General features: G+C 69.7%; 24 protein-coding genes and 1 tRNA gene. 2 read left to right on the plus strand and 23 right to left on the minus strand.

The genetic code is table 11. The features are described from left to right. Nucleotides 1-114: 114 nt before the first annotated feature. From ACGFYY_RS00975 to ACGFYY_RS01035, 13 genes are all read right to left on the minus strand, one after another. Nucleotides 115-771 (minus strand): protein-tyrosine-phosphatase, encoded by a 657-nt coding sequence (locus tag ACGFYY_RS00975; protein ID WP_181382876.1) that lies wholly within the window; start codon nucleotides 769-771, stop codon nucleotides 115-117. Then, complete coding sequence (locus ACGFYY_RS00980; RefSeq protein WP_393706472.1) at nucleotides 768-1,415, minus strand: L-threonylcarbamoyladenylate synthase; 648 nt, start codon at nucleotides 1,413-1,415, stop codon at nucleotides 768-770. Before ACGFYY_RS00980 ends, ACGFYY_RS00975 begins: the two co-directional genes overlap by 4 nt. 49 nt (nucleotides 1,416-1,464) lie before the next feature. Then, nucleotides 1,465-2,310, minus strand: coding sequence for a peptide chain release factor N(5)-glutamine methyltransferase (gene prmC / locus ACGFYY_RS00985; RefSeq protein WP_393706473.1), 846 nt, complete (start codon nucleotides 2,308-2,310; stop codon nucleotides 1,465-1,467). Between the two features lie 49 nt (nucleotides 2,311-2,359). Then, nucleotides 2,360-3,439, minus strand: a complete 1,080-nt coding sequence (gene prfA / locus ACGFYY_RS00990; RefSeq protein WP_030008687.1) for a peptide chain release factor 1 — start codon at nucleotides 3,437-3,439, stop codon at nucleotides 2,360-2,362. Between the two features lie 125 nt (nucleotides 3,440-3,564). Then, nucleotides 3,565-3,783 (minus strand): 50S ribosomal protein L31, encoded by a 219-nt coding sequence (rpmE, locus tag ACGFYY_RS00995; RefSeq protein ID WP_030008686.1) that lies wholly within the window; start codon nucleotides 3,781-3,783, stop codon nucleotides 3,565-3,567. A gap of 182 nt (nucleotides 3,784-3,965) precedes the next feature. Next, nucleotides 3,966-5,066, minus strand: coding sequence for an LCP family protein (locus ACGFYY_RS01000; RefSeq protein WP_393706474.1), 1,101 nt, complete (start codon nucleotides 5,064-5,066; stop codon nucleotides 3,966-3,968). Between the two features lie 233 nt (nucleotides 5,067-5,299). Beyond that, entirely contained in the window at nucleotides 5,300-7,396 is a 2,097-nt protein-coding gene (gene rho / locus ACGFYY_RS01005) for a transcription termination factor Rho (RefSeq protein ID WP_393706475.1), read from the minus strand. Between the two features lie 432 nt (nucleotides 7,397-7,828). Continuing rightward, complete coding sequence (gene thrB / locus ACGFYY_RS01010; protein WP_365269577.1) at nucleotides 7,829-8,755, minus strand: homoserine kinase; 927 nt, start codon at nucleotides 8,753-8,755, stop codon at nucleotides 7,829-7,831. 381 nt (nucleotides 8,756-9,136) lie between these two features. Further along, nucleotides 9,137-10,207, minus strand: coding sequence for a threonine synthase (thrC, locus tag ACGFYY_RS01015; protein ID WP_393706476.1), 1,071 nt, complete (start codon nucleotides 10,205-10,207; stop codon nucleotides 9,137-9,139). A gap of 6 nt (nucleotides 10,208-10,213) precedes the next feature. After that, nucleotides 10,214-11,503, minus strand: coding sequence for a homoserine dehydrogenase (locus ACGFYY_RS01020; protein ID WP_109783610.1), 1,290 nt, complete (start codon nucleotides 11,501-11,503; stop codon nucleotides 10,214-10,216). 126 nt (nucleotides 11,504-11,629) lie between these two features. Then, nucleotides 11,630-13,021: a diaminopimelate decarboxylase gene (lysA, locus tag ACGFYY_RS01025; protein ID WP_393706477.1), complete on the minus strand. Its 1,392-nt coding sequence runs from the start codon at nucleotides 13,019-13,021 to the stop codon at nucleotides 11,630-11,632. A gap of 19 nt (nucleotides 13,022-13,040) precedes the next feature. Further along, the gene (gene nrtL / locus ACGFYY_RS01030; protein WP_393706478.1) at nucleotides 13,041-13,985 is read right to left on the minus strand and encodes an ArgS-related anticodon-binding protein NrtL; all 945 of its coding nucleotides are present in this window, start codon (nucleotides 13,983-13,985) and stop codon (nucleotides 13,041-13,043) included. 96 nt (nucleotides 13,986-14,081) lie between these two features. Continuing rightward, on the minus strand, nucleotides 14,082-14,567 hold the full coding sequence (locus ACGFYY_RS01035; RefSeq protein ID WP_393706479.1) for a response regulator: 486 nt from the start codon (nucleotides 14,565-14,567) through the stop codon (nucleotides 14,082-14,084). Between the two features lie 106 nt (nucleotides 14,568-14,673). Between ACGFYY_RS01035 and ACGFYY_RS01040 the strand changes: the two genes are divergently transcribed. Further along, nucleotides 14,674-14,745: transfer RNA gene (locus ACGFYY_RS01040), tRNA-Arg, on the plus strand. 255 nt (nucleotides 14,746-15,000) lie between these two features. Next, nucleotides 15,001-15,813 carry a DUF4231 domain-containing protein gene (locus ACGFYY_RS01045; RefSeq protein ID WP_393706480.1) on the plus strand — a complete coding sequence of 271 codons (813 nt, stop codon included), beginning with the start codon at nucleotides 15,001-15,003 and terminating at the stop codon, nucleotides 15,811-15,813. Between the two features lie 189 nt (nucleotides 15,814-16,002). On the opposite strand, the gene ACGFYY_RS01050 is transcribed toward ACGFYY_RS01045, so the two are convergent. From ACGFYY_RS01050 to ACGFYY_RS01095, 10 genes are all read right to left on the minus strand, one after another. Beyond that, nucleotides 16,003-16,560, minus strand: coding sequence for a hypothetical protein (locus tag ACGFYY_RS01050; RefSeq protein WP_393706481.1), 558 nt, complete (start codon nucleotides 16,558-16,560; stop codon nucleotides 16,003-16,005). Between the two features lie 125 nt (nucleotides 16,561-16,685). Next, the gene (locus tag ACGFYY_RS01055) at nucleotides 16,686-18,152 is read right to left on the minus strand and encodes a tyrosine-type recombinase/integrase (protein WP_393706482.1); all 1,467 of its coding nucleotides are present in this window, start codon (nucleotides 18,150-18,152) and stop codon (nucleotides 16,686-16,688) included. After that, nucleotides 18,149-18,340, minus strand: a complete 192-nt coding sequence (locus ACGFYY_RS01060; RefSeq protein WP_078628386.1) for an AlpA family transcriptional regulator — start codon at nucleotides 18,338-18,340, stop codon at nucleotides 18,149-18,151. The genes ACGFYY_RS01055 and ACGFYY_RS01060 overlap by 4 nt, the downstream gene beginning before the upstream one ends. A gap of 321 nt (nucleotides 18,341-18,661) precedes the next feature. After that, on the minus strand, nucleotides 18,662-20,209 hold the full coding sequence (locus ACGFYY_RS01065) for a YfjI family protein (RefSeq protein ID WP_393706483.1): 1,548 nt from the start codon (nucleotides 20,207-20,209) through the stop codon (nucleotides 18,662-18,664). Next, nucleotides 20,206-21,120 carry a bifunctional DNA primase/polymerase gene (locus tag ACGFYY_RS01070; RefSeq protein ID WP_393706484.1) on the minus strand — a complete coding sequence of 305 codons (915 nt, stop codon included), beginning with the start codon at nucleotides 21,118-21,120 and terminating at the stop codon, nucleotides 20,206-20,208. The genes ACGFYY_RS01065 and ACGFYY_RS01070 overlap by 4 nt, the downstream gene beginning before the upstream one ends. Further along, nucleotides 21,117-21,824 carry a class I SAM-dependent methyltransferase gene (locus ACGFYY_RS01075; protein WP_393706485.1) on the minus strand — a complete coding sequence of 236 codons (708 nt, stop codon included), beginning with the start codon at nucleotides 21,822-21,824 and terminating at the stop codon, nucleotides 21,117-21,119. The genes ACGFYY_RS01070 and ACGFYY_RS01075 overlap by 4 nt, the downstream gene beginning before the upstream one ends. An 84-nt stretch (nucleotides 21,825-21,908) precedes the next feature. Then, entirely contained in the window at nucleotides 21,909-22,415 is a 507-nt protein-coding gene (locus ACGFYY_RS01080) for a hypothetical protein (RefSeq protein ID WP_393706486.1), read from the minus strand. Nucleotides 22,416-22,426: 11 nt separating this feature from the next. Beyond that, nucleotides 22,427-22,876: a hypothetical protein gene (locus ACGFYY_RS01085; RefSeq protein WP_393706487.1), complete on the minus strand. Its 450-nt coding sequence runs from the start codon at nucleotides 22,874-22,876 to the stop codon at nucleotides 22,427-22,429. 12 nt (nucleotides 22,877-22,888) lie between these two features. Next, complete coding sequence (locus ACGFYY_RS01090; protein WP_030768821.1) at nucleotides 22,889-23,083, minus strand: hypothetical protein; 195 nt, start codon at nucleotides 23,081-23,083, stop codon at nucleotides 22,889-22,891. Nucleotides 23,084-23,106: 23 nt separating this feature from the next. Beyond that, a complete protein-coding gene (locus tag ACGFYY_RS01095) occupies nucleotides 23,107-23,358 on the minus strand; it encodes a hypothetical protein (RefSeq protein WP_393706488.1) in 252 nt (83 codons plus the stop codon). Between the last annotated feature and the right edge of the window lie 69 nt (nucleotides 23,359-23,427).

Here is a 23,427-nt window from a genome sequence, read left to right on the forward strand (position 1 = left end):
CGATGCCCTGTCAGCGCGCGGCGAGCCCCTCCTCGACGCGGCACTCGCACCGCTCGGCCCCGGGGGGCCTCCCGGGCTTCGCCCCGCTGCGCCGGCCTCCGGCCGGACAGGCGCTCAGCGCGCGGCGGTCACACCCGTCAACGCCGTCACGACCGGGTCCAAGGCCTGGTTGATCTCGTCGCCGATCGAGCGGAAGAAGGTGATCGGGGCTCCGTACGGGTCGTACACCTCGTCCGCGTCCGGCGAGGGCGCCAGCAGCCAGCCGCGCAGGGCCGCTGCGGCCCGTACCAGCGCCCGTGCCCGCTCCGCCATGCCGTCGTCCAGCGGCGGCAGCGTGGCCGGATCTATCGCTCGGACCAGCCGGGTGAACTCCTTCAGCGTGAAGGTGCGCAGTCCCGCCGAGTGGCCCATCGAGATGACCTGCGCCCGGTGGTCACGGGTGGCGGTCAGCACCAGGTCGGCGCGTATGACGTGCTCGTCCAACAGCTCCCGCCCGGTGAACCCGGACGCGTCGGCCCCGAAGTCCGCCAGTACGGCGGCCGCGTTCGCCTCCATCGGGGCGCCCTCGTGGCCCCAGGTGCCGGCGCTCTCCACGATGAGGTCACCGGTGACGAGGCCGCCGAGGCGGTGCGAGAGGGCATGCCGCGTCAGCCGCTCGGTGATGGGCGAGCGGCACACGTTCCCGGTGCTGACGTGGAGTATGCGGAAAGTGTTTCCCCCGGCTACCGGCGGGCGGTACCCCCCTGCTATGCCACGCCCCTCAGGGCTCACGGGGCGACCTCGAGGTCGGGTACGACCTCCCGCAGCTGGTCTGCGGTGAGTGCCCCCTCGCGCAGCAGGACGGGAACCTTCCCGGTGACGTCGACGATCGACGACGGCTGGATGCCGGGCGTCGGGCCGCCGTCCAGGTACACGGACACGGAGTCCCCGAGCATCTCGCGCGCGGCGTCGCAGTCCTCGGGCGCCGGGTGACCCGACAGGTTGGCCGAGGACACCGCCATGGGGCCGACCTCGGTCAGCAGCTCGATCGCGACGGGGTGCAGGGGCATGCGTACGGCCACGGTGCCCTGGGTGTCCCCCAGGTCCCACGCCAGCGAGGGCTGGTGCTTGGCGACCAGCGTCAGCGCGCCCGGCCAGAAGGCGTCGACGAGTTCCCAGGCCATCTCGGAGAAGTCCGTGACGAGGCCGTGGAGCGTGTTCGGGGAGCCGATGAGCACCGGGGTGGGCATGCCACGGCCGCGACCCTTGGCTGCGAGCAGGTCGTGGACGGCCTCCGGGCTGAAGGCGTCCGCGCCGATCCCGTAGAGGGTGTCGGTGGGCAGCACGACGAGCTCGCCGCGGCGCACGGCGGATGCGGCTTCACGCAGACCCGTCTTACGGTCCGTCGCGTCGTTGCAGTCGTATCGCCGGGCCATCAGCGGGCCTCCTCGTGCAGCAGGGGGGTGGCGGAATTCGTCGCGCCGGTCACGGCAGGGCCTTGCGGGCCGTCGCGAAGCGCGGGCGGTTGTTGAGGTCCGGGTGGTCGGCCGCGTCGGCCCAGCCCCGCTCCTCGGCGAAGATCCACGGAACCTGGCCGCCCTGGGTGTCGGCGTGCTCGATGACGACGATGCCGCCGGGTCGCAGCAGCCGGTGGGCGGTGCGTTCGATACCGCGGATGGTGTCGAGGCCGTCCTCGCCGGAGAAGAGCGCCATCTCCGGGTCGTGGTCGCGGGCCTCGGGGGCGACGTACTCCCACTCGGTGAGCGGGATGTACGGCGGGTTGGAGATGACCAGGTCGACCTGGCCGTCGAGCTCCGGAAGCGCGCTCAGGGCGTCGCCCTGGTGCACGGTGACCCGGGAGCCCTCGGCGTTCTTACGGGTCCACCGCAGGGCGTCCTCGGACAGCTCGACCGCGTGCACGCGCGAGCGCGGCACCTCCTGGGCCATGGCCAGCGCGATGGCGCCGGAGCCGGTGCACAAATCCACGATCAGCGGCTCGACGACGTCCATCGCGCGCACGGAGTGTATGGCCCAGTCCACGACCGACTCGGTCTCGGGCCGGGGCACGAAGACCCCGGGCCCGACCTGGAGCTCCAGGTACCGGAAGAAGGCGCGGCCGGTGATGTGCTGGAGCGGCTCGCGCGCCTCGCGGCGGGCGACGGCCTCCCAGTAGCGGGCGTCGAAGTCCGCGTCCTTGACGTGGTGCAGTTCCCCCCGTTTGACGCCGTGCACGAAGGCGGCGAGCTCCTCCGCGTCGAAGCGCGGTGAGGGCACGCCGGCGGCGGCCAGCCGCTGGGTGGCTTGGGCCACCTCGGCAAGCAGCAAGTTCACGCTGGTCCTCCGGGCTGCTGTCGTACGGGGGGTGGTGCGGGGGGGCGGATCAGTGCGCGGCCGCGAGCTTGGCCGCGGAGTCCGTGTCGACGCAGGCCTGGATGACCGCGTCGAGGTCACCGTCGAGCACCTGGTCCAAGTTGTACGCCTTGAAACCGGTCCGGTGGTCCGAGATCCGGTTTTCCGGATAGTTGTACGTACGGATCTTCTCGGAACGGTCCACGGAGCGCACCTGGCTGCGGCGCACGTCCGAGGCCTCCTGCTCGGCGGCCTCCTGGGCCGCGGCCAGGAGCCGCGAGCGCAGGATGCGCATGGCCTGCTCCTTGTTCTGGAGCTGGCTCTTCTCGTTCTGGCAGGAGGCGACCACACCGGTGGGGATGTGCGTGATGCGCACGGCCGAGTCGGTGGTGTTGACGGACTGGCCGCCGGGGCCCGACGAGCGGTACACGTCGATGCGGAGGTCGTTCATGTTGATCTCGACCTCGACCTCCTCGGCCTCCGGGGTGACGAGCACGCCGGCGGCGGAGGTGTGGATGCGGCCCTGGGACTCGGTAGCCGGAACCCGCTGGACGCGGTGCACGCCGCCCTCGTACTTCAGGCGTGCCCATACGCCCTGGCCGGGCTCGGTGGCGCCGTTGCCGCCCTTGGTGCGCACGGAGACCTGGACGTCCTTGTAGCCGCCGAGCTCGGACTCGGTGGCGTCGATGATCTCGGTCTTCCAGCCCACGCGCTCGGCGTAGCGCAGGTACATGCGCAGCAGGTCGCCGGCGAACAGCGCCGACTCGTCGCCGCCCGCGCCCGCCTTGACCTCGAGGAGCACGTCCTTGTCGTCGCTGGGGTCGCGCGGAACGAGCAGCAGGCGGAGCTTCTCGGTGAGCTCTTCGCGCTGTGCGGTCAGTTCCTTGGCCTCGGCCGCGAAGTCGGGGTCGTCGGCCGCGAACTCCTTGGCCGTCTCGATGTCCTCGGCCGACTGCTTCCAGGCACGGAAGGTCGCGACGATCGGGGTCAGTTCCGCGTAGCGCTTGTTCAGCTTGCGCGCGTTGGCCTGATCCGAGTGGACCGAAGGGTCGGCGAGCTTCTTCTCAAGATCGGCGTGTTCGCCGACCAATTCCTCGACCGCTTCGAACATCGGGGGACTCCTGGGGTGAAAAGTGCGAAGGACTGCAGGGGGACGTGCCGGAACGACGACAAAGGCGCCGGTCCGGCCACCCCCGAATGGACAGGGGGCGGCCGGAGACCGGCGCCTGGGTCGCGCTACTTCTTGGCCGCACCCTTGCCGAAGCGCGCCTCGAAGCGGGCCACGCGGCCACCGGTGTCGAGGATCTTCTGCTTGCCCGTGTAGAACGGGTGGCACTCGGAGCAGACCTCGGCACGGATGGTGCCCTCGGTCAGGGTGCTACGGGTGGTGAACGACGCGCCGCAGGTGCAGCTGACCGCGGTCTCGACGTACTCGGGGTGAACATCGCGCTTCAAGGTGTCTCCTAGATTCGGGAGGGCGCCGGGTCGCAGGAGCCGAATTGCGTACTGCGTGAACCGGGGCCGACAGACCAGTCTGCCAGGACCGGGCCGCCTGTCAAAATTCTGAGGACGCCTCCCTCAACGGCAGGGGGCCGGCATCTATTCCGGACGGGCCCGCGGCCCGTCCGTGAGGGCCTTCACCGGACGATCGACCCGGCGGCGCTCTTGTCCCCGGAGGAGTTGACGGTGGCCTCGGCCGGGATCGGCCGGTCCGCCAGCAGGGCGTCCCAGACCATCTTGGTCTCCTTGGTGAGCGGGGCCACGCGGTTCGGGTCGCGGGGGTCCGTGGTCACCGGCAGCGTGATCATCTGCATGTCCTGGGCGTCTATGCCCTGGAGGCCCTGGGCGAAGCCCATGAGGGACTTCACATCGCCGAGGGGCTTGTCGGTGGTGATCGCCTTGGTCGCGGAGTCGGCGATGTCGAGCAGCTTCTTGGGGTTGTCGAAGAGTCCGATGCCCTTCACCTGCTTGATGAGCGCCTTGATGAAGGCCTGCTGGAGCTGTATTCGGCCCAGGTCGCTGCCGTCGCCGACGCTCTTGCGGGTGCGGACGAGACCGAGGGCCTGCTCGCCGTTCAGTTTGTTGGTGCCGGCCGCCAGGTCGAGGTGACTGGAGCCGTCCTTGATCGGCTTGGTGGTGGTCACCTCGACGCCGCCGAGGTTGTCGATGATCTTCTTGAAGCCGGTGAAGTCGACCTCTATGTAGTGATCCATGCGGATCCCCGACATCTTCTCGACGGTCTTGACCGCGCAGGCGGCCCCGCCGACGGTGAACGCCTCGTTGAACTGGGTGCGCTGACCGCCAGGGTCGGTCTTGCCGCCCGACGTCGCGCAGGAGGGCCGGGAGATCATGGTGTCGCGGGGTATCGACACGACACTGGCCTTCTCGTGGCCCTCGTAGAGGTGGATGATCATCGCCGTGTCGGAGCGGGCGGAGCCGCCGTCGTCCTGGCCGTACTCGCCGTTGGCGCCGCCGCGGGAGTCGGAGCCGAGGACGAGGATGTCCATCGAACCGTTGTCGACGTTCTGCGGGCGGTCGCTGCCGAGCGCCTGGTCGATGTCGACGGTCTTCAGGTTCCCGTTGAACTTGAAGTAGAAGTAGCCGAGGCCCGCTCCCCCCAGCAGGACCACCCCCGCCGCGCTCCAGGCCGCCACGGCGAGGGCCTTGCGGCGCTTCGCCGGTTTGCGTCGGCGCCGGGCCGCGGCACGCCCGCCGTGGTCCTTGCTCTCCTCGGTCATGCTCTCCTCAGTCCTGGGTCCGGTCCCCTGGTCGCTCAGGCCCGCCGTCCACCCCGCGGGTCCTCTGACACAGACGGGTGTACGGCGCGCAGGGTTCCATTCCGGGCCGAACCGCCCGGCGGGGGCGCGCGCACCCCGTGACGGGCGCGTGTACCCCGTTTCGGTGCCCGTACGCGCGACAGCCCCCGCCGCGGGTGCGGCGGGGGCTGTCGCGATGCTGCGCGAGCCGGACGTCAGTCGTCGTTCTTGCCCGACGGGGTCGTCTTCGCGATCTGCATCAGGAACTCGGCGTTCGACTTCGTCTGCTTCATCTTGTCGAGCAGCAGCTCGATCGCCTGCTGCGAGTCGAGCGCGTGCAGCACCCGGCGCAGCTTCCAGACGATGGCGAGTTCCTCCGCGTTGAGGAGGATCTCCTCCTTGCGGGTGCCCGACGGGTCGACGTCGACGGCCGGGAAGATGCGCTTGTCGGCGAGCTTCCGGTCGAGCTTGAGCTCCATGTTGCCGGTGCCCTTGAACTCCTCGAAGATCACCTCGTCCATGCGCGAGCCGGTGTCGACGAGCGCGGTGGCCAGGATGGTCAGCGAGCCGCCGTCCTCGATGTTGCGCGCGGCACCGAAGAAGCGCTTCGGCGGGTACAGCGCGGTCGAGTCGACACCACCGGACAGGATGCGGCCGGAGGCGGGCGCCGCGAGGTTGTACGCGCGGCCCAGACGGGTGATGGAGTCCAGCAGGACGACCACGTCGTGACCCAGCTCGACGAGACGCTTGGCGCGCTCGATGGCCAGCTCGGCGACGGTGGTGTGGTCCTCGGCCGGGCGGTCGAAGGTCGAGGAGATGACCTCGCCCTTGACCGACCGCTGCATGTCGGTGACCTCTTCCGGACGCTCGTCGACCAGGACGACCATCAGGTGGCACTCGGGGTTGTTCGTGGTGATCGCGTTGGCGATCGCCTGCATGATCATGGTCTTGCCGGTCTTCGGCGGGGCCACGATCAGGCCGCGCTGGCCCTTACCGATCGGCGACACGAGGTCGATGATGCGGGTGGTCAGCACGCCCGGGTCGGTCTCCAGACGGAGCCGGTCCTGGGGGTACAGCGGGGTCAGCTTCTGGAACTCCGGGCGGCCGCGGCCGGATTCGGGCGCCATGCCGTTCACCGAGTCCAGACGCACGAGCGCGTTGAACTTCTCGCGGCGCTCGCCGTCCTTGGGCTGACGCACGGCACCGGTGGTGTGGTCACCCTTGCGCAGGCCGGCCTTGCGGACCTGGGCGAGGGAGACGTACACGTCGTTGGGGCCGGGCAGGTAGCCCGAGGTCCGGATGAACGCGTAGTTGTCGAGGATGTCGAGGATGCCCGCGACGGGGATCAGCACGTCGTCGTCGGCGACCTGCGGCTCGCTCGGCGCGAACTCGTCGCGGCCACGGCGGCCACGGCGGTCGCGGTAGCGGCCGCGACGGCCGCGACGGCCGTCCTCACCGTCGAAGTCGTCCTGGGGGCCGTTGTCCTGGCGGTCCTGACGGCCCTGCTGCTGGCCCTGGCCCTGGCCACGGCCGCCCTGCTGCTGGCGGTCGGCGCGGTCCTGACGGCCGCCACCCTGGCCACCCTGACCCTGGCCACCCTGACCCTGACCGCCCTGACCCTGGCCGCCCTGGCCCTGGTCGTCGGCCTTGGCACCGCGGTCACGGCGGTCACGCTGGCGGTCGGTGCGCTCGGCACGGTCACCGCGGTCGCGGCGGTCGCGACGGCCACGGCCCTCGCCGTCCTGACCCTGCGCCTGACCGGCGGAGACCGCGGTGGCGGCCTCGACCTTGGTCTCGGCCGGGGCGGTGGCGGCGGGCGCGGTCTCGGTCTTCTGCTCGACCTGCACGGCGACGGGGGCCGAGGCCTCCGGGCTGCCGGAGGGGGCGGTGGCCCGACGGCGGCGGCGCTCGCCGACCGGGGCGTCGTCGCTGGCCGGCTGGCCCGGGATCTCGATCTGCGCCTGCTTGGCGGGCTTCTCGGCGGGCGCCTCGGCGGCGGCCTCACCCGTGCGGGCCTTGCTGGTGGCGCGGCGCTTCGGCTTGGCCTCGGCGGTGTCTGCGGCGGTGGAGGCGGCGGCCTTGGGGGCACCGCTGCCCGCCTGCGCCTCCTTGATGACCTCGATCAGCTGGCTCTTGCGCATCCGCGCGGTGCCCCTGATCCCGAGGCCCGACGCGACCTGCTGCAGCTCGGCCAGGACCATGCCGTCAAGGCCGGTGCCGGTGCGTCGACGCTTGGGTGCGGCGCCCGCGGCGGGGGCACTGGTGTCGACAGAGGTGTCGGCAGCGCCCATCAGATCGGTGGTGTCGCTCACGAAGGGTCCTTCCCTGGAGCGGACGTCGGCCTGTCTGGCTCGGCGACCGGTTGTGCTGTCCGACGACGGTCCTAGGTGTGGACCGTGCCGGGGCGGTGGTCCGCCGATAGAAATACGGCGGAAGAAACGTGCATGGCTGGTTCCGGCGAGAAGCCCCCGAGCTGAAAGCGTGGGAAAGTCACGCCGATTCCGGAGCGTGCTCGAAACTGCTGGAAGTGATCAAAGCAGTCGGGGAGGCTCCCGGAAGAAATGTGGTCCCGGATGGGGACACTGAGCACCGAGCCATGACGGCTTCCGATGCGCACTTGAGACTAACACTACCGGATCCAATAGATATTCCCCCTCTCAATCACCGGCAATCGCGCCCTTCCGTGCGGGCGGCCTGCCCTGGCCGCCCGCCCCTGACCGGCTGTGCACTCCGGGAAAGCGGGTCTAGCCGCCCTGGGTGCCCAGCGGAAGTACGCTCGCGCCCGCGGCGTCGAGTGCGAGCCGGTTGGCCGCCCACCCCTCGCCCGCGAGCTGCGCGACCTTGTCGGCCGCGCCGTTGTCGACCAGCGCGAGGACCGTGGGGCCCGCACCGGAGATGACCGCGGGGATCCCGTCCGCCCGCAGCCTGTTGACGAGTGCCACGCTCTCGGGCATCGCCGGTGACCGGTACTCCTGGTGGAGTCGGTCTTCGGTGGCCGGCAGGAGGAGCTCGGGACGCCTGGTCAGGGCTTCCACGAGCAGGCCCGCGCGGCCCGCGTTGACGGCCGCGTCCACGTGCGGGACGGTACGCGGCAGCAGGCCGCGCGCCGTCTCGGTGAGGACCGGCCTGGAAGGTACGAAGACCACCGGAACGATGGATTCGGCGGGCTCCATCCGGATCGCCTTGGCGCTGCCGCCGTCCATCCAGGCGAGGGTGAATCCGCCGAGCAGACACGCGGCGACGTTGTCGGGGTGACCCTCGATCTCGGTGGCGAGTTCGAGGAGCGCCGCGTCGTCGAGCTTGCTCTCGCCGCCTATGGTCACGGCGCGGGCGGCGACGATGCCGGCGCAGATGGCGGCGGAGGAGGAGCCGAGGCCGCGGCCGTGCGGGATGCGGTTGGCACAGACGACCTCGAGCCCGCGCGGCTGGCCGCCCAGCAGGTCGAAGGCGGTGCGCATGGAGCGTACGAGCAGGTGGCTCTCGTCCCGCGGGAGGGTGTCGGCGCCCTCACCCGCGATGTCGATGTTCAGGCCGGAGTCGGCCACCCGGACGACCACGTCGTCGTAGAGCCCCAGGGCCAGACCCAGGGCGTCGAAGCCCGGGCCGAGGTTGGCACTGCTGGCGGGAACGCGCACCCGTACGGCGGCGGCGCGGAACGCTGGACCGGCCATCGTCCGATGACACTCCTTGTGACTGTGCGAGATCTTCGCTCTTCGCTGGCTCGCTGCGAATGTACTGGAGAACGTACGACACCCGAAGGCCCTCGGGGCAGCACCGCAGTCATATGCGCGGTGGCGGATGTAGGTACAGCGTATCGAAGGAAGGTTCTCTCGCGACATAGGGCGCACAGGAGGCGCACGATGCGTGTCGCGGACTTCGACCGACTTCGACCGACTTCGGCTGCATTTTTGTTGTCGTACGGGGTGAGTTGCCGGGTTCCGGAGAGTCCTCGAGAAGGCCTCGAACCGCCTTCGGGAGCCCTCCGGACCCCGGCTTCACACGGTGCTGCGGTACTGCGGTACGGCTTGCGCCGCGCTGACTCCGCGCCGCCGTCAGACGAGGCCGAGGCGCACGGCGGCGGCCTCCGCGTCCACCGGAACGGTGACGGGCTGCGGAGCGCCCGCGATCGCCCAGTCGGGGTCCTTCAGGCCGTTGCCGGTGACGGTGCACACGATCTTCTGACCGGGGTCGACGAGACCCAGCTCCGCGGCCTTGAGCAGACCCGCCACCGAAGCGGCCGAGGCGGGCTCGACGAAGACGCCCTCCTGGGAGGCCAACAGCCGGTACGCGGACAGGATCTGGCGGTCCGTCACCTCGTCGATGAAGCCGCCCGACTCGTCGCGCGCGGCCAGCGCGTGGTCCCAGGAGGCCGGGTTGCCGATCCGGATCGCGGTGGCGACGGTGTGCGGCTCCTTGACGACCTCGCCGCGCACGATGGGCGCGGAGCCGGAGGCCTGGAAACCCCACACGCGGGGCGTACGGGTGGACAGGCCGTCGGCCTTGTACTCCTTGAAGCCCTTCCAGTACGCGGTGATGTTGCCGGCGTTGCCGACGGGCAGCACGTGGATGTCGGGCGCGTCACCGAGCGCGTCGACGATCTCGAACGCGGCCGTCTTCTGGCCCTCGATACGCACCGGGTTGACCGAATTGACCAGCGCGACCGGGTAGTTGTCGGAGAGCGCGCGGGCCAGGTTCAGGCAGTCGTCGAAGTTGCCGTCCACCTGGAGGATCTTGGCGCCGTGGACCAGCGCCTGGCCCATCTTGCCGAGCGCGATCTTGCCCTGGGGCACGAGGACGGCCGAGACCATCCCGGCGCGCACCGCGTACGCGGCGGCGGAGGCGGAAGTGTTGCCGGTGGAGGCGCAGATGACCGCCTTCGCACCCTCCTCCTTGGCCCTGGTGATCGCCATGGTCATGCCGCGGTCCTTGAAGGAACCGGTGGGGTTCGCCCCCTCGACCTTCAGGTGCACCTCGCAACCGGTGCGCTCGGAGAGCACCTGGGCGGGGACGAGGGGAGTGCCACCCTCGCGGAGCGTCACCACGGGAGTCGTGTCCGTCACCGGCAGGCGGTCCCGGTACTCCTCGATGATGCCGCGCCACTGGTGGGTGCGATTGCTGCTCATGGGTCCTTACTCCCCTTCAACACGCATGATGCTGGCGACACCGCGGACGGTGTCCAGCTTCCGCAGCGCCTCGACGGTCCCGGAGAGGGCGGCGTCGGGTGCGCGGTGAGTGACGACGACGAGGGAGGCCTCGCCGTCCTTGCCCTGCTGGCGGACGGTGTCGATCGACACACCGTGCTCCGCGAACGTCGTCGCCACCTGGGCGAGGACGCCCGGCTTGTCCGCCACATCGAGGCTGATGTGGTAGCGGGTGACGACGTCGCCCATGGGGCTGACCGGCAGCTGGGTGTACGCCGACTCGCCGGGCCCCGTTGCCTCGGCGAGCTTGTTGCGGGCGACGGCGACGAGGTCGCCGAGGACCGCGGACGCGGTGGGCGCACCGCCCGCGCCGGGCCCGTAGAACATGAGCCGCCCGGCGGCCTCCGCCTCGACGAAGACGGCGTTGTACGCCTCGCGGACGGAGGCGAGCGGGTGGCTGAGCGGGATCATCGCCGGGTGGACGCGCGCGGTGACGGACATGCCGTCGGCGGCGCGCTCCAGGATGGCGAGGAGCTTGATGGTGCAGCCCATCCGCTTGGCGGAGGCGAAGTCGGCCGCGCTGACCTCGGTCATGCCCTCGCGGTACACGTCGTCCAGGCGGACGCGGGTGTGGAAGGCGATGCCGGCCAGGATCGCGGCCTTGGCGGCGGCGTCGTAGCCCTCGACGTCGGCGGTCGGGTCGGCCTCGGCGTACCCGAGGGCCGTGGCCTCGTCGAGCGCCTCCTGATACCCGGCGCCGGTGGAGTCCATCTTGTCGAGGATGAAGTTCGTCGTGCCGTTGACGATGCCCATCACGCGGTTGATCTTGTCGCCCGCGAGGGACTCGCGCATCGGGCGGACCAGCGGGATGGCTCCGGCGACGGCGGCCTCGTAGTAGAGGTCCAGGCCGTGCTGCTCCGCCGCGGCGTGCAGCGCGGCGCCGTCCTGGGCGAGCAGCGCCTTGTTCGCGGAGACCACGGAGATGCCGTGCTCGAAGGCGGTGGTGATGAGGGTGCGGGCCGGCTCGATGCCGCCGATGACCTCGATGGCGATGTCGATGTCACCGCGTTTGAGGAGGGCGGTCGCATCGGTGGTGATCAGCGCGGGATCGATGCCCTCGCGAACCTTGGAGGGGCGGCGCACGGCCACGCCGGCGAGCTCGACGGGCGCGCCGATCCTCTGCGTGAGGTCGTCGGCGTGCGTCGTCATGATGCGAGCCACTTCTGAGCCGACCACTCCACAGCCCAGCAGCGCCACCTTCAGCGGACGCGTACGCATCATTCGACCTACGCCTTTCGATCTTCCATCAGTACCCCGCGGGCGGTTTGCCCGCCGGGTGGAACAAGTCTCACTCAATGGACAGCAGTTTCCATCCTCGGTCCATTGAGTGAGACACCTATTTCATCATCCGAGGTCGAGACGCAGGAGATCTTCCTCCGTCTCGCGGCGGACGATCACTCGGGCCTGTCCGTCCCGCACGGCGACGACGGGCGGGCGAAGCGCGTGGTTGTAGTTGCTGGCCATGGAGCGGCAGTACGCACCGGTCGCCGGCACGGCCAGGAGGTCGCCGGGAGCGAGGTCGGCGGGCAGGAACGCGTCCTTCACGACGATGTCGCCGCTCTCGCAGTGCTTGCCGACGACGCGTACGAGCATGGGCTCGGCGGTGGAGGTGCGGGAGACGAGCGAGATGGAGTACTCGGCGTCGTAGAGGGCGGTGCGGATGTTGTCGGACATCCCGCCGTCGACGCTCACGTAGGTCCGCAGTCCCTCCAGCGGCTTGATCGTCCCCACCTCGTACAGCGTGAAGGCGGTCGGGCCGACGATGGCGCGGCCGGGCTCCACGGAGATCCGAGGGGCGCGCAGCCCGGCGCTCTCGCACTCCCGGGCCACGATCTCGTGCAGGGCCTTGGCGATCTCGTGGGGCTCGCGCGGGTCGTCGTTCGAGGTGTACGCGATACCGAGGCCACCGCCGAGGTCGATCTCGGGCAGCTCCACGCCGTGCTCGTCCCGTACGTCGGCCAGCAGCCGCACGACGCGCTTGGCGGAGACCTCGAAACCGGCCATGTCGAAGATCTGCGAACCGATGTGGGAGTGGACGCCGAGCAGCTCCAGCGAGTCGTGCCCGAGCGCCCGGCGCACGGCCTCGGCGGCGGATCCGTCGGCCACCGCGATGCCGAACTTCTGGTCCTCGTGCGCGGTGGCGATGAACTCGTGGGTGTGCGCCTCGACGCCGACCGTGACGCGGATCTGGACGGGCTGGCGCACGCCCAGCTCACGGGCGATGTGCGCGACGCGGGCGATCTCCTGGAAGGAGTCGAGCACGATGCGCCCGACCCCGGCCTCGACGGCCCGGCGGATCTCGCTCTCGGACTTGTTGTTGCCGTGGAAGGCGATCCGCGCGGCGGGCATCCCGGCGGCGAGGGCGGTGCTCAGCTCACCGCCGGAGCACACGTCCACATTGAGCCCCTCCTCCTTCAGCCACTTCACGACGGCCTTGGAGAGGAACGCCTTGCCGGCGTAGAAGACGTCGGCGTCGGGACCGAAGGCGTGCGCCCAGGCCCGGCAGCGCGCCCGGAAGTCCTCTTCGTCGAGGAAGTAGGCGGGGGTCCCGAACTCCTCGGCGAGCTGGGTGACTTCGATGCCGCCGACGCGGACGACCCCGTCGGCCGTACGGTCGACGGTCCGGGCCCAGACCTTCTCGTCGAGCGCGTTCAGGTCGGCGGGCGGCGGGGAGTAGTGCCCCTCGGGCAGGACGTCGGCGTGGCGGGGCCCGGCGGGGTGCGCGGAACGGCTCATCGATATCTCTCTTCGCGAATCACAGGCGTGTCGGTGCGTCTATGCCGAGCAGGGCCAGGCCGCCGGCCAGCACCGTCCCGGCGGCTTCGGCAAGAGCCAGCCGGGCACGGTGGGCGGCCGAGGGTTTCTCGTCGCCCTTGGGCAGGACGCGGTACTGGAAGTCGAGCAGCGCGTCGGCCACCTCGACGAGGTGCCGGGCGAGCCGCTCGGGCGCACGGTGGTGCGCGGCGGCTTCGAGGACGAGCGGGTGATCGGCCAGGGCGCGCACCAGCGCGGGCGCGTCGACATCACCCGCCTCCGGTCGGAAACCCAGCTGATCGGCGTTGCGTACGAGGGCACGTGCGCGGGCGTGGGCGTACCGCACCCGGAGGAGTTCGTTGCCCTCCCCCTGCACGAGCAGCGCGTCGGAGAACTCGGGGGTCTCCCGCGCGGGTGTGGTGAGCACGGCCCAGGCGACGGCGTCGGCCCCGTACCGGGCGAGCACGTCCCCGTCGCGGCGGGCGACGGGCGCGACGACGACGGGCTCCGGGCCGGGTGCGACCCCCTGCGCGGCCTCGATCCGCGCGACGGCGGCCCGTACGAGCCGCTCGCGGGGCTCGCGGGACGGCGTCGGATACGGGCCCTCGACCACTGCCACCGGGCGCAGATCGCGCACGTCACGCACCAGCTGGGCGGCGGAAACGGAGATCAACGAAAAATTCAGGAACCCGGCCCCGGTGACATCGACCCGCTCGATACCGGTGACCCCGCCGAGCCGGCGGGCCAGCACCTCGGCGACATCGGTCGGTCGCAGGCCGGCATTCTTCGCGATCTGGAAGGCGACGGGGGTGGCGTACTCCCCGACTCCACCGGGCCGGGTCCGCTCGACCACCACCCGCGCGGGCACGATCCCAGCCAGCTCACCGTCCTCGACGGCGCAGCGCACGGCGCTTACGACGCAACGGGAGAGGTCGGCGGGGGTCACGGGACCCAGCCTAGGGGAGACGCGCCGTCATCAGTCGAAGGGTTTCGCCATGTGAACAGGGCGCCGGACAACCGGAACGGAGAGGAGGGGAACGCACTACTGGAGGGGACTCCCCCGGCCCCGCCCGGCGGGTGCGCCTTTCCTTCCGTCGCGCAGGTCCTTGCGCTCGATCAGCCGGCGTACGACCCGTACCAGCTCGGTGGGCTCGAACGGCTTCGCGAGGAAGGCGTCGACCCCGGCCGCGATACCGGCCTCGACCTCCTGCTGCGTACAGGCGCTGACGATGGCGACGGGCACGTCCCTGGTCCGCGGATCGGCCCGCAACTGCGCGGCGGCCCCGAACCCGTCCAGCCGCGGCATGACCACATCAAGGGTGATGGCGTCGGGACACACCCGGTGCACGACGTCCAGACACTCGGCACCATCGTTCGCGGTCACGACCTCGAAGCCCTCCAGCTCGAGATTGACCTTGATCAGCTGCCGGATGACCTTGTTGTCGTCGACAACAAGCACCCGGCCTGAGACGCCTGGCACAACTCGAGAGTAGGTCCGCCCGGGCCCCCGCGTCCGGGTTTTCGCCACTTCCACCCCCTGCGGGCGAACCACTCCCTCCTCCCCCGCAAACCCGTTCCTGATCACCCCACGGAAGCTGGTAGTGTTCAACCCGTCGCCGCAACGCAAGCGACGCGCCCCCGTAGCTCAGGGGATAGAGCAACGGCCTCCGGAGCCGTGTGCGCAGGTTCGAATCCTGCCGGGGGCACTCCAACTGAGACAGCGCGATCACGCCGCTGACCAGCTGAAGTGCCAAGCATGAAGGCCCGAACTCAGTCCCACTGAGTCCGGGCCTTTGTCGTTGTTACGCACTGCTCCCGTGTGAGGAGCGTGTGGGCCCACGGCCGGCACTCCGGCACCTTCGACGATCACAACACCTACAGGACGGACGTCCGCTAGCGTTCCACGCTCGGCCACCGGCGCCGCCTGCCCGGGCCGTTGACGTCCACGCCGGGGGGGATCCGTGGCTAGCGCTGCATCGCTGCTTGCAATTGACCAACGCATCATCGAACTTGAGTCGACCATCGCTGACGCGCGCCTGACGAAGCGATGGGCCCTCGCCTGGATCTCTTTAGGAAACATTCTCCTCATCGGTGCTGTGATAGCCGGCAACGTACTGATCGACTTTTCTAAGCCAGGCTCTGGCCGATTCCTCTTAAACGCCATGGGCGCGATCGCCACGCTCATTTCAATTGGTTTATCGGTGTCACTCTGGCGAGAAGCTCGCTCCTGGGAGCGCGAACAGATCGTTCAGCTGCTGCAGGCTCAAGCGGAGCGCCGCTCAGAGCAGGTCGCCACGGAACCCGACTCGTCCGCCTCTCCACCATTTCAGGATTACTATCGCTCTATCCCGGACCTTCGCGACGAGTACAGGAAGGGCGCGGAGAAGTATCGCGGACGCCACAATCTGTTCCAACTAACCGTAATCGTTGGGTCTATCCTCACTTCAGTCAGCACTACAGCAGCTGCTGAACAGGGGATATGGAGCTGGATCGCGGTTGGGCTAAGCGCCCTCGTAAGCGTCTCCGCCGGAATCATTGCCTACTTCAAGTTTCGCGAACGCAGCCTCAATCTTCAACAGACAGCAGACTCCATAGACCTGGAAGTCCAGGCATATCGCCTTAGGATCAGGCGCTACAAGGACCTGCCTCCAGAGGAGGCTTCGTCGGTCTTTGCAGAGGAGGTTGAGCGGATCCGCGAGGAACAAAGAAAGAAGGAGCTTCAACTGGAGCAGCCACCAGAGGCTGCTCCACAGCAGCGAAGCCAACCTATCTAGCCGCGCTGACGAAAGTTAGGGATACGGAGGGTTGCAGATCTGGTGGGAGAGCAAACGGGCGGGCCTCGCGCCAGGCCCTCCACGCTGACCACCTGAAGTTCCAACATGAAGGCCCGAACTCAGTCCTTCGAGTCTCGGCCTTTGTCGTTTCTACTCGCTGGTCCCGAGTGAGGGGCGTGTGGTCATGCGTCAGCCGGACGCATCGCTGATCACCTCTCGTGCACGCTCGTAGAACTGCTCGCGCGTCCCGTCCAGGCCCGCGGCATCCGGTCGCCTGGTGAGATTCGACAGCGCTTCAGCAGTGCCGGCCGCCCACTCCCCGTAGGCCTCGAAGACGGCGTTGGCCCGCTGCCGGAGCTCCAGGTCCGGCATGACCTCGATGACGGGCAGGGCGTCGTCATGGTGCCGGCGGACGATGGCGGAGCACTCGTCGTACAGGAGCGTGGCGGCCAACGTGTCCGCCGCCTCGGTCGCCTCGCCGATCTTCGACCGGAAGTCCTGGAGCATCTTCGAGATGGTCGTAGAGGTGGCGATCACCTGCTCCCGAATGCGCTGCTCGTGCGACAGCTTGGCCTCGTGCTCGCGCTTGGCTGCCTCCTGGATGTCGGCGTGCTCCTGCCTCCTCCTCTCGGTCCGTCCCGTGAAGTAGTGCGTGATCCAGGCCGCGGCGGCCGAGCTGATGAGCACAGCTCCGGCAGAGATCGCCGCTGTCACCCACTGGCTGTCCTGGACCACCGTCGTGGTCACTTCACCCGTGGTGGTCGTCGTCTGCCGGCCGCCGCACCCGGATAGGACCACCAGGATCCCCAACAGCCCTAATCGGTTAGCCACTTGTCGCATGAGCGCAGATTAGTGTGGGCCATTCCTCGTGCTCACAGGGGTTCTGCCCATCCCATGGCTTTCGCGATCTTCGCGTTGTTCAGCTCCTCGTGGCCGTCGATGCAGCCTTCGTATCGCCGGTGAATGACCTCTGGCGAGTTGCCAGCGCGGCGGGCAACCTCGGCCACCGGGACTCCGGCGTTCAGCCAGTTCGTGATGCAGGTGTGCCGCAGGTCGTACGGCCGCCGTGCAAGCGGCGAGGCGGCCCGGTCGGGAGGTAGGGCGAATGCCCGTGCCTCCTGCCAGACCCGCCAGTAGCTGGACGTCCCCAGCACGCCGCCTCGCTCGTTGGCGAAGAGTCGGCCGCCCTGAGCGGTGCCGAACTCCTCGATGTGCTCCCGGAGCATCGCCACCAGGACCGGTGGGATAGGGACCGGCCGGTCAGCTTTGGCCTCGCGGGACTTCAGGCCGCGCTTGTCGTGGCGCTTTCCGGAGTCCGTCCATCTCTTGCCCGATACCGGCAGCGTCTCGCGGAGTGTGAGCGTGCCCCACCCTGTCTCGGGAAGGTGGCAGTCCTGCTCCCTCAGGCCCACCGCCTCCGCTGGCCGCATCGCCGCGTAGCGCTGGCAGGCGAAGAACGCGACGAGCCGCCGCCCGCGGTTGCGGTGGACAGAGCCCACATAGGAGACGGCGGTCAGGAGCTGGCTTCCCTGGACGGCATTGACCAGGACCCTGGGGTCCACCGCGTCGCCGCCCTTGGGGCCGGCCCGTTTCACCCCGGCCAAGGGGTTGGCGTCCAGGTAGCCCGACTCGATCGCGTACTCCATGGCGGTGTTGAAGCCGCGGCGGCGCCGCTTGTACGTCTCCCCCGCCGCCGGGGTGTCGTCCAGCTTGAACGAAAGCCGGTACTGGACGTCCCGGAGCACCCTCGGGTCCTGGAGGTCAGATAGCGGCCGGGAGCGCTGCGAGAGCCACGTGCAGGGCCGCACGAGCTCCGGCGGGGGCTCCTCGCCCTTATGCGCCGGTACGACGGCCCAGCGGACCGCCAGCCGTACCTCTTCAGGGGTGGGCGCCTTAGCGCCGTCGCCCATCATCGCGATGGCCACCGTGGCGAGGCTGTCCGCCAGCCCCTCGCGGGTCTTCGCCGCGGCGGTCCGCCACCGGACGGCCATGTACTCACGGCTGAAGTCCCACCAGGTTGGATCAGGGCGGACGTTCTCCTTGGCGGCGGCTTTCCGGACCTCGGATTCCGGTAAGCCCGATTCGACGTCGAACGGCTGCCCTTTCGTCATCGCGTTCCAGAGTTCGGAACGGCGGCTTTCGGCGAGCGCCACGGTGGCGAACGTGGCGTGCCGGACTTGCCCGGCCACGACCCATCGCAGCTGGTAGGGAGCGGACTTACTGGAAAGCCTGCTGATCTTCCAGATCCGGACGTCCGTGGTCAGGGTGAGTTCCGCCGTGGGGGCCGGGCCCCCGCTGTTGCGGGGACCCGGCACGTTCGCGGTCTTGCGGTTGGTCACGCGGCCTCTTCCAGGGTTGCGATCCAACGCTCCAGCTCAGAGCGCCGGATTCGTACCGAACCGTTCGGGAGCTTGATGGCCTTGGGGCCCTTCCTGAGCTGCCGCCAGCGGTAGAACGTCGCCAGCGGTACGCCGATCTCTTCTACGACCTGGGGGATGGTCAACATCTCGTCACGCGGTACAGCCACGGATCCTCCGGAACACAGCGGTGGGTGAAGGACGACGATGAGCGCCGCACAAACCACGGAAAGGCCGCCCATCCGATCTGACCTGCACGTCTGCGATGCGACTTTGTGCGGTGGACACCTCCGCGGAACTTCGCGAAATTCCGCGATATTCAATGGGCCAGGTCGGCTCGTGAGGGACGCAGGGTTTTTTGCGGATTGTCTGCGACTTGTGCGGCGATCCCAGCCGGATGCTCTGATGTCGCGTATACGCAGGTCAGAGGCAGGTGGCGGGGGTTTCGCGATTGTGCGGTTTGTGCGGGCGGGGTGAGGGATGCCAGCAGCTCACCCCTCGCCCTTCCGGAGGGAGGGGTGCAGCCGGTAGCGCAGTGCCGGCGGCCGGCCGCGGGCTCCAGTGCGCTCGGGCTGGTAGGAGCGGAGGTAGCCGTGCTCTTCCAGCAGCGCGGTCGTGGGTTCGAGATCGGCGATGTTGGGGAACTCCGAGCGGGACAGCTTGGTGAACAGGTCCCGCCGGCTCACGTCCTCCCAGCCGCCTGCCCGCAGCGTCTCCAGCACTGAGCGGGCGCGCCCCACGGTGGGATCCGCGCCCATGACGTCGAAGACCCCAAGGGCGTGGGCGGTGAAGTACTCCCCCAGGGTGATCGCCGCGTGCATGGTGGCTTCGGCCACCGGCTTGGTGTGTCCACCTTCGAGGTGCTCGGCGAGGTGCAGCAGAGCAGCCATGCGGGCCACGGCCCCGGCGAGCTTGCCCGCCCAGTTCGCGATGTGCCCGAGCGCCCCGCCCCGGGCCGCGAGTTGCGGCTCCACCCGCTGCTGGTAGGTGATCAGTGCCTCGTCCGCCTCCGGGCTGAGCTGGATGACGGCCGGGTCGGTCCACTCGGCCAGCCAGAGCGTGAGCGAGAGAACGTTGCTCGCGTAGGCGGCCGCGGTCTCTTCGGGGATCGGGGCGGTGATGACCTCGCGCTCACCCACGAGGGAGCGGGGCATGGAGTACAGGAAGCGGGCCAGAAGGCCTCGCCCATCGAAGCCCTTGACCTTGGCGATGTCTCGCAACACGTCTGGTTGGACGGCCAGTCCGATCGTCAGAGCCGGGTGGTCGATGTACTCGCGGCGGGTCTGCCGGTTGACCCTCAGCCGGTCCCCCGCATGCCCTTTGAGGAACACCTCCATGTTGGGGGCCCCGGAGTAGCGTCCGGCGATGATGTCGAAGATCCCGCCCTCGGCCGACATCACGGCGAGCCTGCCGCCCTGCTCCGCGATGAGCGAGGTGACCGTCTCGGAGGTGGAGTCATCGGCCAGCAGCAGCGGTTCAACCGGCACCGCCACCGATTCGGCAGTCTGTGCCAGCCCGATCGCCTCGGCGATCAGCTCCTCGCGCTTCCCGCCATCGGCCTTCACCGCCTTGGCAGCGGCGTTGTCAGCCGCTTCCTTGGCCAGCCGGGCGGTCATCGCCGCTTCCACGATGGCCGGAGCCATCGTCACCTGAAGCTTCTTCTCCGCCTCGTACAGCGGATCTGTCAGTAGTGCGAAGACGGCGGACTTGCGGTTGGCCGGGGGCAGCGCGCACACCACGTACAGGTTGGTGGGCTCCCTCCAGCTCCCTCGGACGTGAACGACCGACCGACCGCCGGCCGCCGCCGCGAGCACCGAAAGGGCGATCGACCCGGCCAGGTCGATAGGTGTCTGTGTCTCCTCGGCGACGGCCTTCACGAACGAGCCGAGCCAGGCCGGAAAGACGTGCGCGGGGAAGGCGGGAAGCTCACGGCGCCCGCTGAGCGGGATCGGCTCCTCCCACAAGGGCTCGGTGGACTGAGGCTCTTCGGTCGCGTCCATGCCCGCCCACGGATCGCCGTCCACGGGGTGTTCGGTCATGCCGCGTCTCCCGTGGTGTTGCGGGAGCTGCGGTGAATACCGTCGCGGATGCTGGCAGCGATCCGGGAAGGCGCGAGCCCGTTCGGCGCGGCAGCGGTGAGCGCGTCGGTCACCTCCTGCTCGGTGAGGGTGCCTGCGGCGATGAGACGCCCGAGGGCGTACGCCGCGTTGTAGAGCGTCGTGTTCTGGGTGCCGCTGACAGCACCGGCCACCTTGGCGACCTCACCGTTGAGCGCGGCGGTCGCGTACCGGTCCGCCTTGCCGATCCGGGAACGGAGAACCGACACGGGGATTGGGGCGGGTGCGGGTGGCGGGGTGAGCAGGTCACCGAGCCACGTGGGGAGGGGGGCCGGGGGCGCGTCGTGAATGATCTCGTACGAGCCGGTGCCCACCGTGCTGCCGGCCGCGACCACGTACCCGCCCCAGGCTCGCGTATCGACCTTCCACCCCAAGCGCCCTGCGCTCCCACGCAGCCGCTTTTCGGCAGGGGCGGTGAAGTACAGGTGCTGTCCGCCACGGCGGGTGCGCACCGTGAACGTCTCGGTCGGCAGGCGCTCACCGGCCCTCTCGCAGATCATCGCGAACACGTCCAGGCCATCGGTCGCCCCCGCCCAGTCCGCGGGCGCGGGGCCGTCGTCTTCCTTGGGGATGTCCAGGTCTACGACCAGGAGTCCAGCCGGGCCGGTAGCAATGCCGACGTTGTACGGAGCCGCCTGCCAAGCCGCGGTGATCTGACCGTGGTCGAGAGTGGCGCGCTGCTCGGGCGTGCGGTGGCCGTACGCGCAACGGCCGGTGCCTGGGCAGTTGCGTTCGGGGTGTCCGGCGGGCCGCTTGTCCCCGGGGCGCAGGGGGAAGACGGGCCAGCCGCGCCCGGCCGCGGCGAGGGCGGCGTTCAAGAGGTTGGTGTTCATGCCGCTGCCTCCTCGCTGCGGGTGATGAACGCGGCGCCGATCCAGCGGGTGTAGGCGGGCGGCAGGGCCTCGCGCAGAGCGAGGTGGTCGGTGGACCAGTCGATGCCCTTGGCCTCGCGAATCTCGGCGACGGTGGCCTTCCCCCCACCCTTGCCGTAGGCGGCGACGTACGGGCCGTCGAAGTACTCGCCGTGCCGCCAGCCGCGAACCCGGCCACGGTGGGAAGGGTGTGCCGGCTGCACCGTGAACCAGCCGCCGAGTTCGAAGTAGCGGTGCATCAGGACGGCCAGGCCGAACTGTTCACCGCACAGCCGCAGGTCTTTCCGTACCTCCGAGCCGGCCACGTTCTCGATCACGTACGGCCTGCCCACGACGTCGAGGGCGGCTCGGGTGGGGGCGATGAGGCGGGGGTGTCGGCGGCCGGTGCGGGCGTTGCGGGCGGCGTTCGTGCCCTTGGTCGGCGCCCCTTCGCCCTGGCAGGGCGGAGAGGCGTGGATGAAGTCGAATTCGTGACCGTGCTCGCGGATGAACTCGACCGCGTCGCCCTGGTGGAAGGTGTCGCCGCAGTAGTCGGGCTGGGGGTTGATGTCCACGCCGGTGACGTGCCAGCCGAGGTACTGGTAGCCACGGGCCGCGCCGCCGATGCACGAGTAGGCGTCGAGTACCCGCAGGCGGGATCGCCGGATGGGGATGGCGTGCGTCATGCTGAATGTCTCCTGTTTCTGTCGAAGGGACGGAGAACCGGGGCGGTCGCGGTCTTTGGCGAGAGGCGGCCGCCCCGGGCACAGCTAGTGGTGCCGGTTCCAGAGGGCGTACTCCTGGCGGACGTAGCCGCGGGGGTCGCGGATGCTGTCCGGGTGGTCCGGGGTGTACGGGCCGTCGGCGTAGCCGCTGGGGCCGAGGCCAGCGGTCTGGTCGATGTCCATGAGGCGACGGGCCGCTTCGACGGCGCGGGTGGCGGCGTCGCCGCTCACGGGGTCTTCGTCGGTGAGGGCTATGCGGTCCAGGAGCGCGGCCTTACGGAGCCAGAACTCGCGGACATGGACGCCGTGCAGGCAGTCGCGGACTCCTCGGGCCGTCCATCCGATCTCGCTGATGACGCTCGGTGCGGTGGCATAGGCCGTCTCGGGTGCGGGCCAGTGGCTCGGCTGCTGCTCGGCGGTGACGTACAGCCGGACGCGCTCGCCGTCGCGGGTGGGGTGCTGGCGGACAGGGCCGGTCGTGAACGTCTCGGACAGGGCCTTGGTGATCTCGGGTGCCTCGGTCGGGCTGCAGATGATGCGGATCTCGAACACGGTTGGCTCCTTCACCCTCGGAAGTAGTTGCGCTTGAAGACGGCCCGGCGGATGTTGACGACCGTCCCGCCCTGGCCGCGCCCGTTGTTGCTGCCGAGGACCTGGGTGGCGATGAAGCCCCCGAAGATGACGGCGGCCAGGACGACGAGCTGCTGGATGAGCGCGGCCACGGCGGCGATGAAGGTGGTTAGGAGCATCAGTCCGCCGCAGGCCGCAGCGAAGCCGATGCCGCCGAGGGCGATGTTGACGGCGAGCGGGTTGATGGCCGACCGGTCCGGGACCGGCTCGGGGGCCTTGGTGGGGGCGATGGCGTAGCCGGTGATGATGCGGCCGTCGGGGAGCTGGATGGTCTGGATGTCCGGAACGGCGTGCGGGTGGTGGACGGCCAGCGGGGCGGGCGTGAAGGGGACCGGGTGGTGGGTCTCGGTGGTCTCCCAGCGGGCGGGGTCGTGGTGGTTCACGGCGGTGCCTCCTTACTCGGCGATGTCGGTGACCGCGACGGCGGCGGACTTCACGAGGTTGGTGATGGGCTCGTAGGCGCCGGTCCCGGCGGTGAAGAAGCCGAAGAGGAAGAGCACCATCGCGGCGCCGGCCCCGGCGGACTTGGACTTGAGGACGAAGAACGATCCGGCCCCGAAGAGCAGGACGGCGGAGATGGTGAAGGTCATGGCGACTCCAGTCGGTGTGGGGTTCAGCGGGTGCCGTTGCGGTAGGTGCGGGCCCACAGGTTGTAGAGGTGGCGGCCGACGCGGATGCGGATGCCGTGGCCGTCGCAGCGGCGGCAGTGCTTGCCGCGCTTGAGCTTGCCCTTGCGGTCGTGGGTGAGGGCGAAGCCGAGCCCGCTGCACTTGCGGCAGCGGCCGAACGGCGAGGCCGCACACAGGCCCGCGTAACCGAGCGTGAACAGCAGGGCGAGGACGCTAGCGAGCAGGAAGAGGGTCACGAGAGGCCTCCAGGGCGGGATTCGGTGGTTTCCGCAGGTGGGCCGCTATCTGCTAGCGACCTGATCAGG

This window comes from Streptomyces sp. NPDC048331 (assembly GCF_043201215.1).
GTDB lineage: Bacteria > Actinomycetota > Actinomycetes > Streptomycetales > Streptomycetaceae > Streptomyces.

Excerpts from the sequence above, each read along its gene's own strand:
- ACGFYY_RS00980 (WP_393706472.1), bottom strand. The coding sequence starts at position 1,415 with ATGGCCCGGCGATACGACTGCAACGACGCGACGGACCGTAAGACGGGT.
- prfA (WP_030008687.1), bottom strand. The coding sequence starts at position 3,439 with ATGTTCGAAGCGGTCGAGGAATTGGTCGGCGAACACGCCGATCTTGAG.
- ACGFYY_RS01000 (WP_393706474.1), bottom strand. The coding sequence starts at position 5,066 with ATGACCGAGGAGAGCAAGGACCACGGCGGGCGTGCCGCGGCCCGGCGC.
- thrB (WP_365269577.1), bottom strand. The coding sequence starts at position 8,755 with ATGGCCGGTCCAGCGTTCCGCGCCGCCGCCGTACGGGTGCGCGTTCCC.
- thrC (WP_393706476.1), bottom strand. The coding sequence starts at position 10,207 with ATGAGCAGCAATCGCACCCACCAGTGGCGCGGCATCATCGAGGAGTAC.
- ACGFYY_RS01020 (WP_109783610.1), bottom strand. The coding sequence starts at position 11,503 with ATGCGTACGCGTCCGCTGAAGGTGGCGCTGCTGGGCTGTGGAGTGGTC.
- lysA (WP_393706477.1), bottom strand. The coding sequence starts at position 13,021 with ATGAGCCGTTCCGCGCACCCCGCCGGGCCCCGCCACGCCGACGTCCTG.
- ACGFYY_RS01065 (WP_393706483.1), bottom strand. The coding sequence starts at position 20,209 with ATGACCGAACACCCCGTGGACGGCGATCCGTGGGCGGGCATGGACGCG.
- ACGFYY_RS01070 (WP_393706484.1), bottom strand. The coding sequence starts at position 21,120 with ATGAACACCAACCTCTTGAACGCCGCCCTCGCCGCGGCCGGGCGCGGC.
- ACGFYY_RS01075 (WP_393706485.1), bottom strand. The coding sequence starts at position 21,824 with ATGACGCACGCCATCCCCATCCGGCGATCCCGCCTGCGGGTACTCGAC.
- ACGFYY_RS01090 (WP_030768821.1), bottom strand. The coding sequence starts at position 23,083 with ATGACCTTCACCATCTCCGCCGTCCTGCTCTTCGGGGCCGGATCGTTC.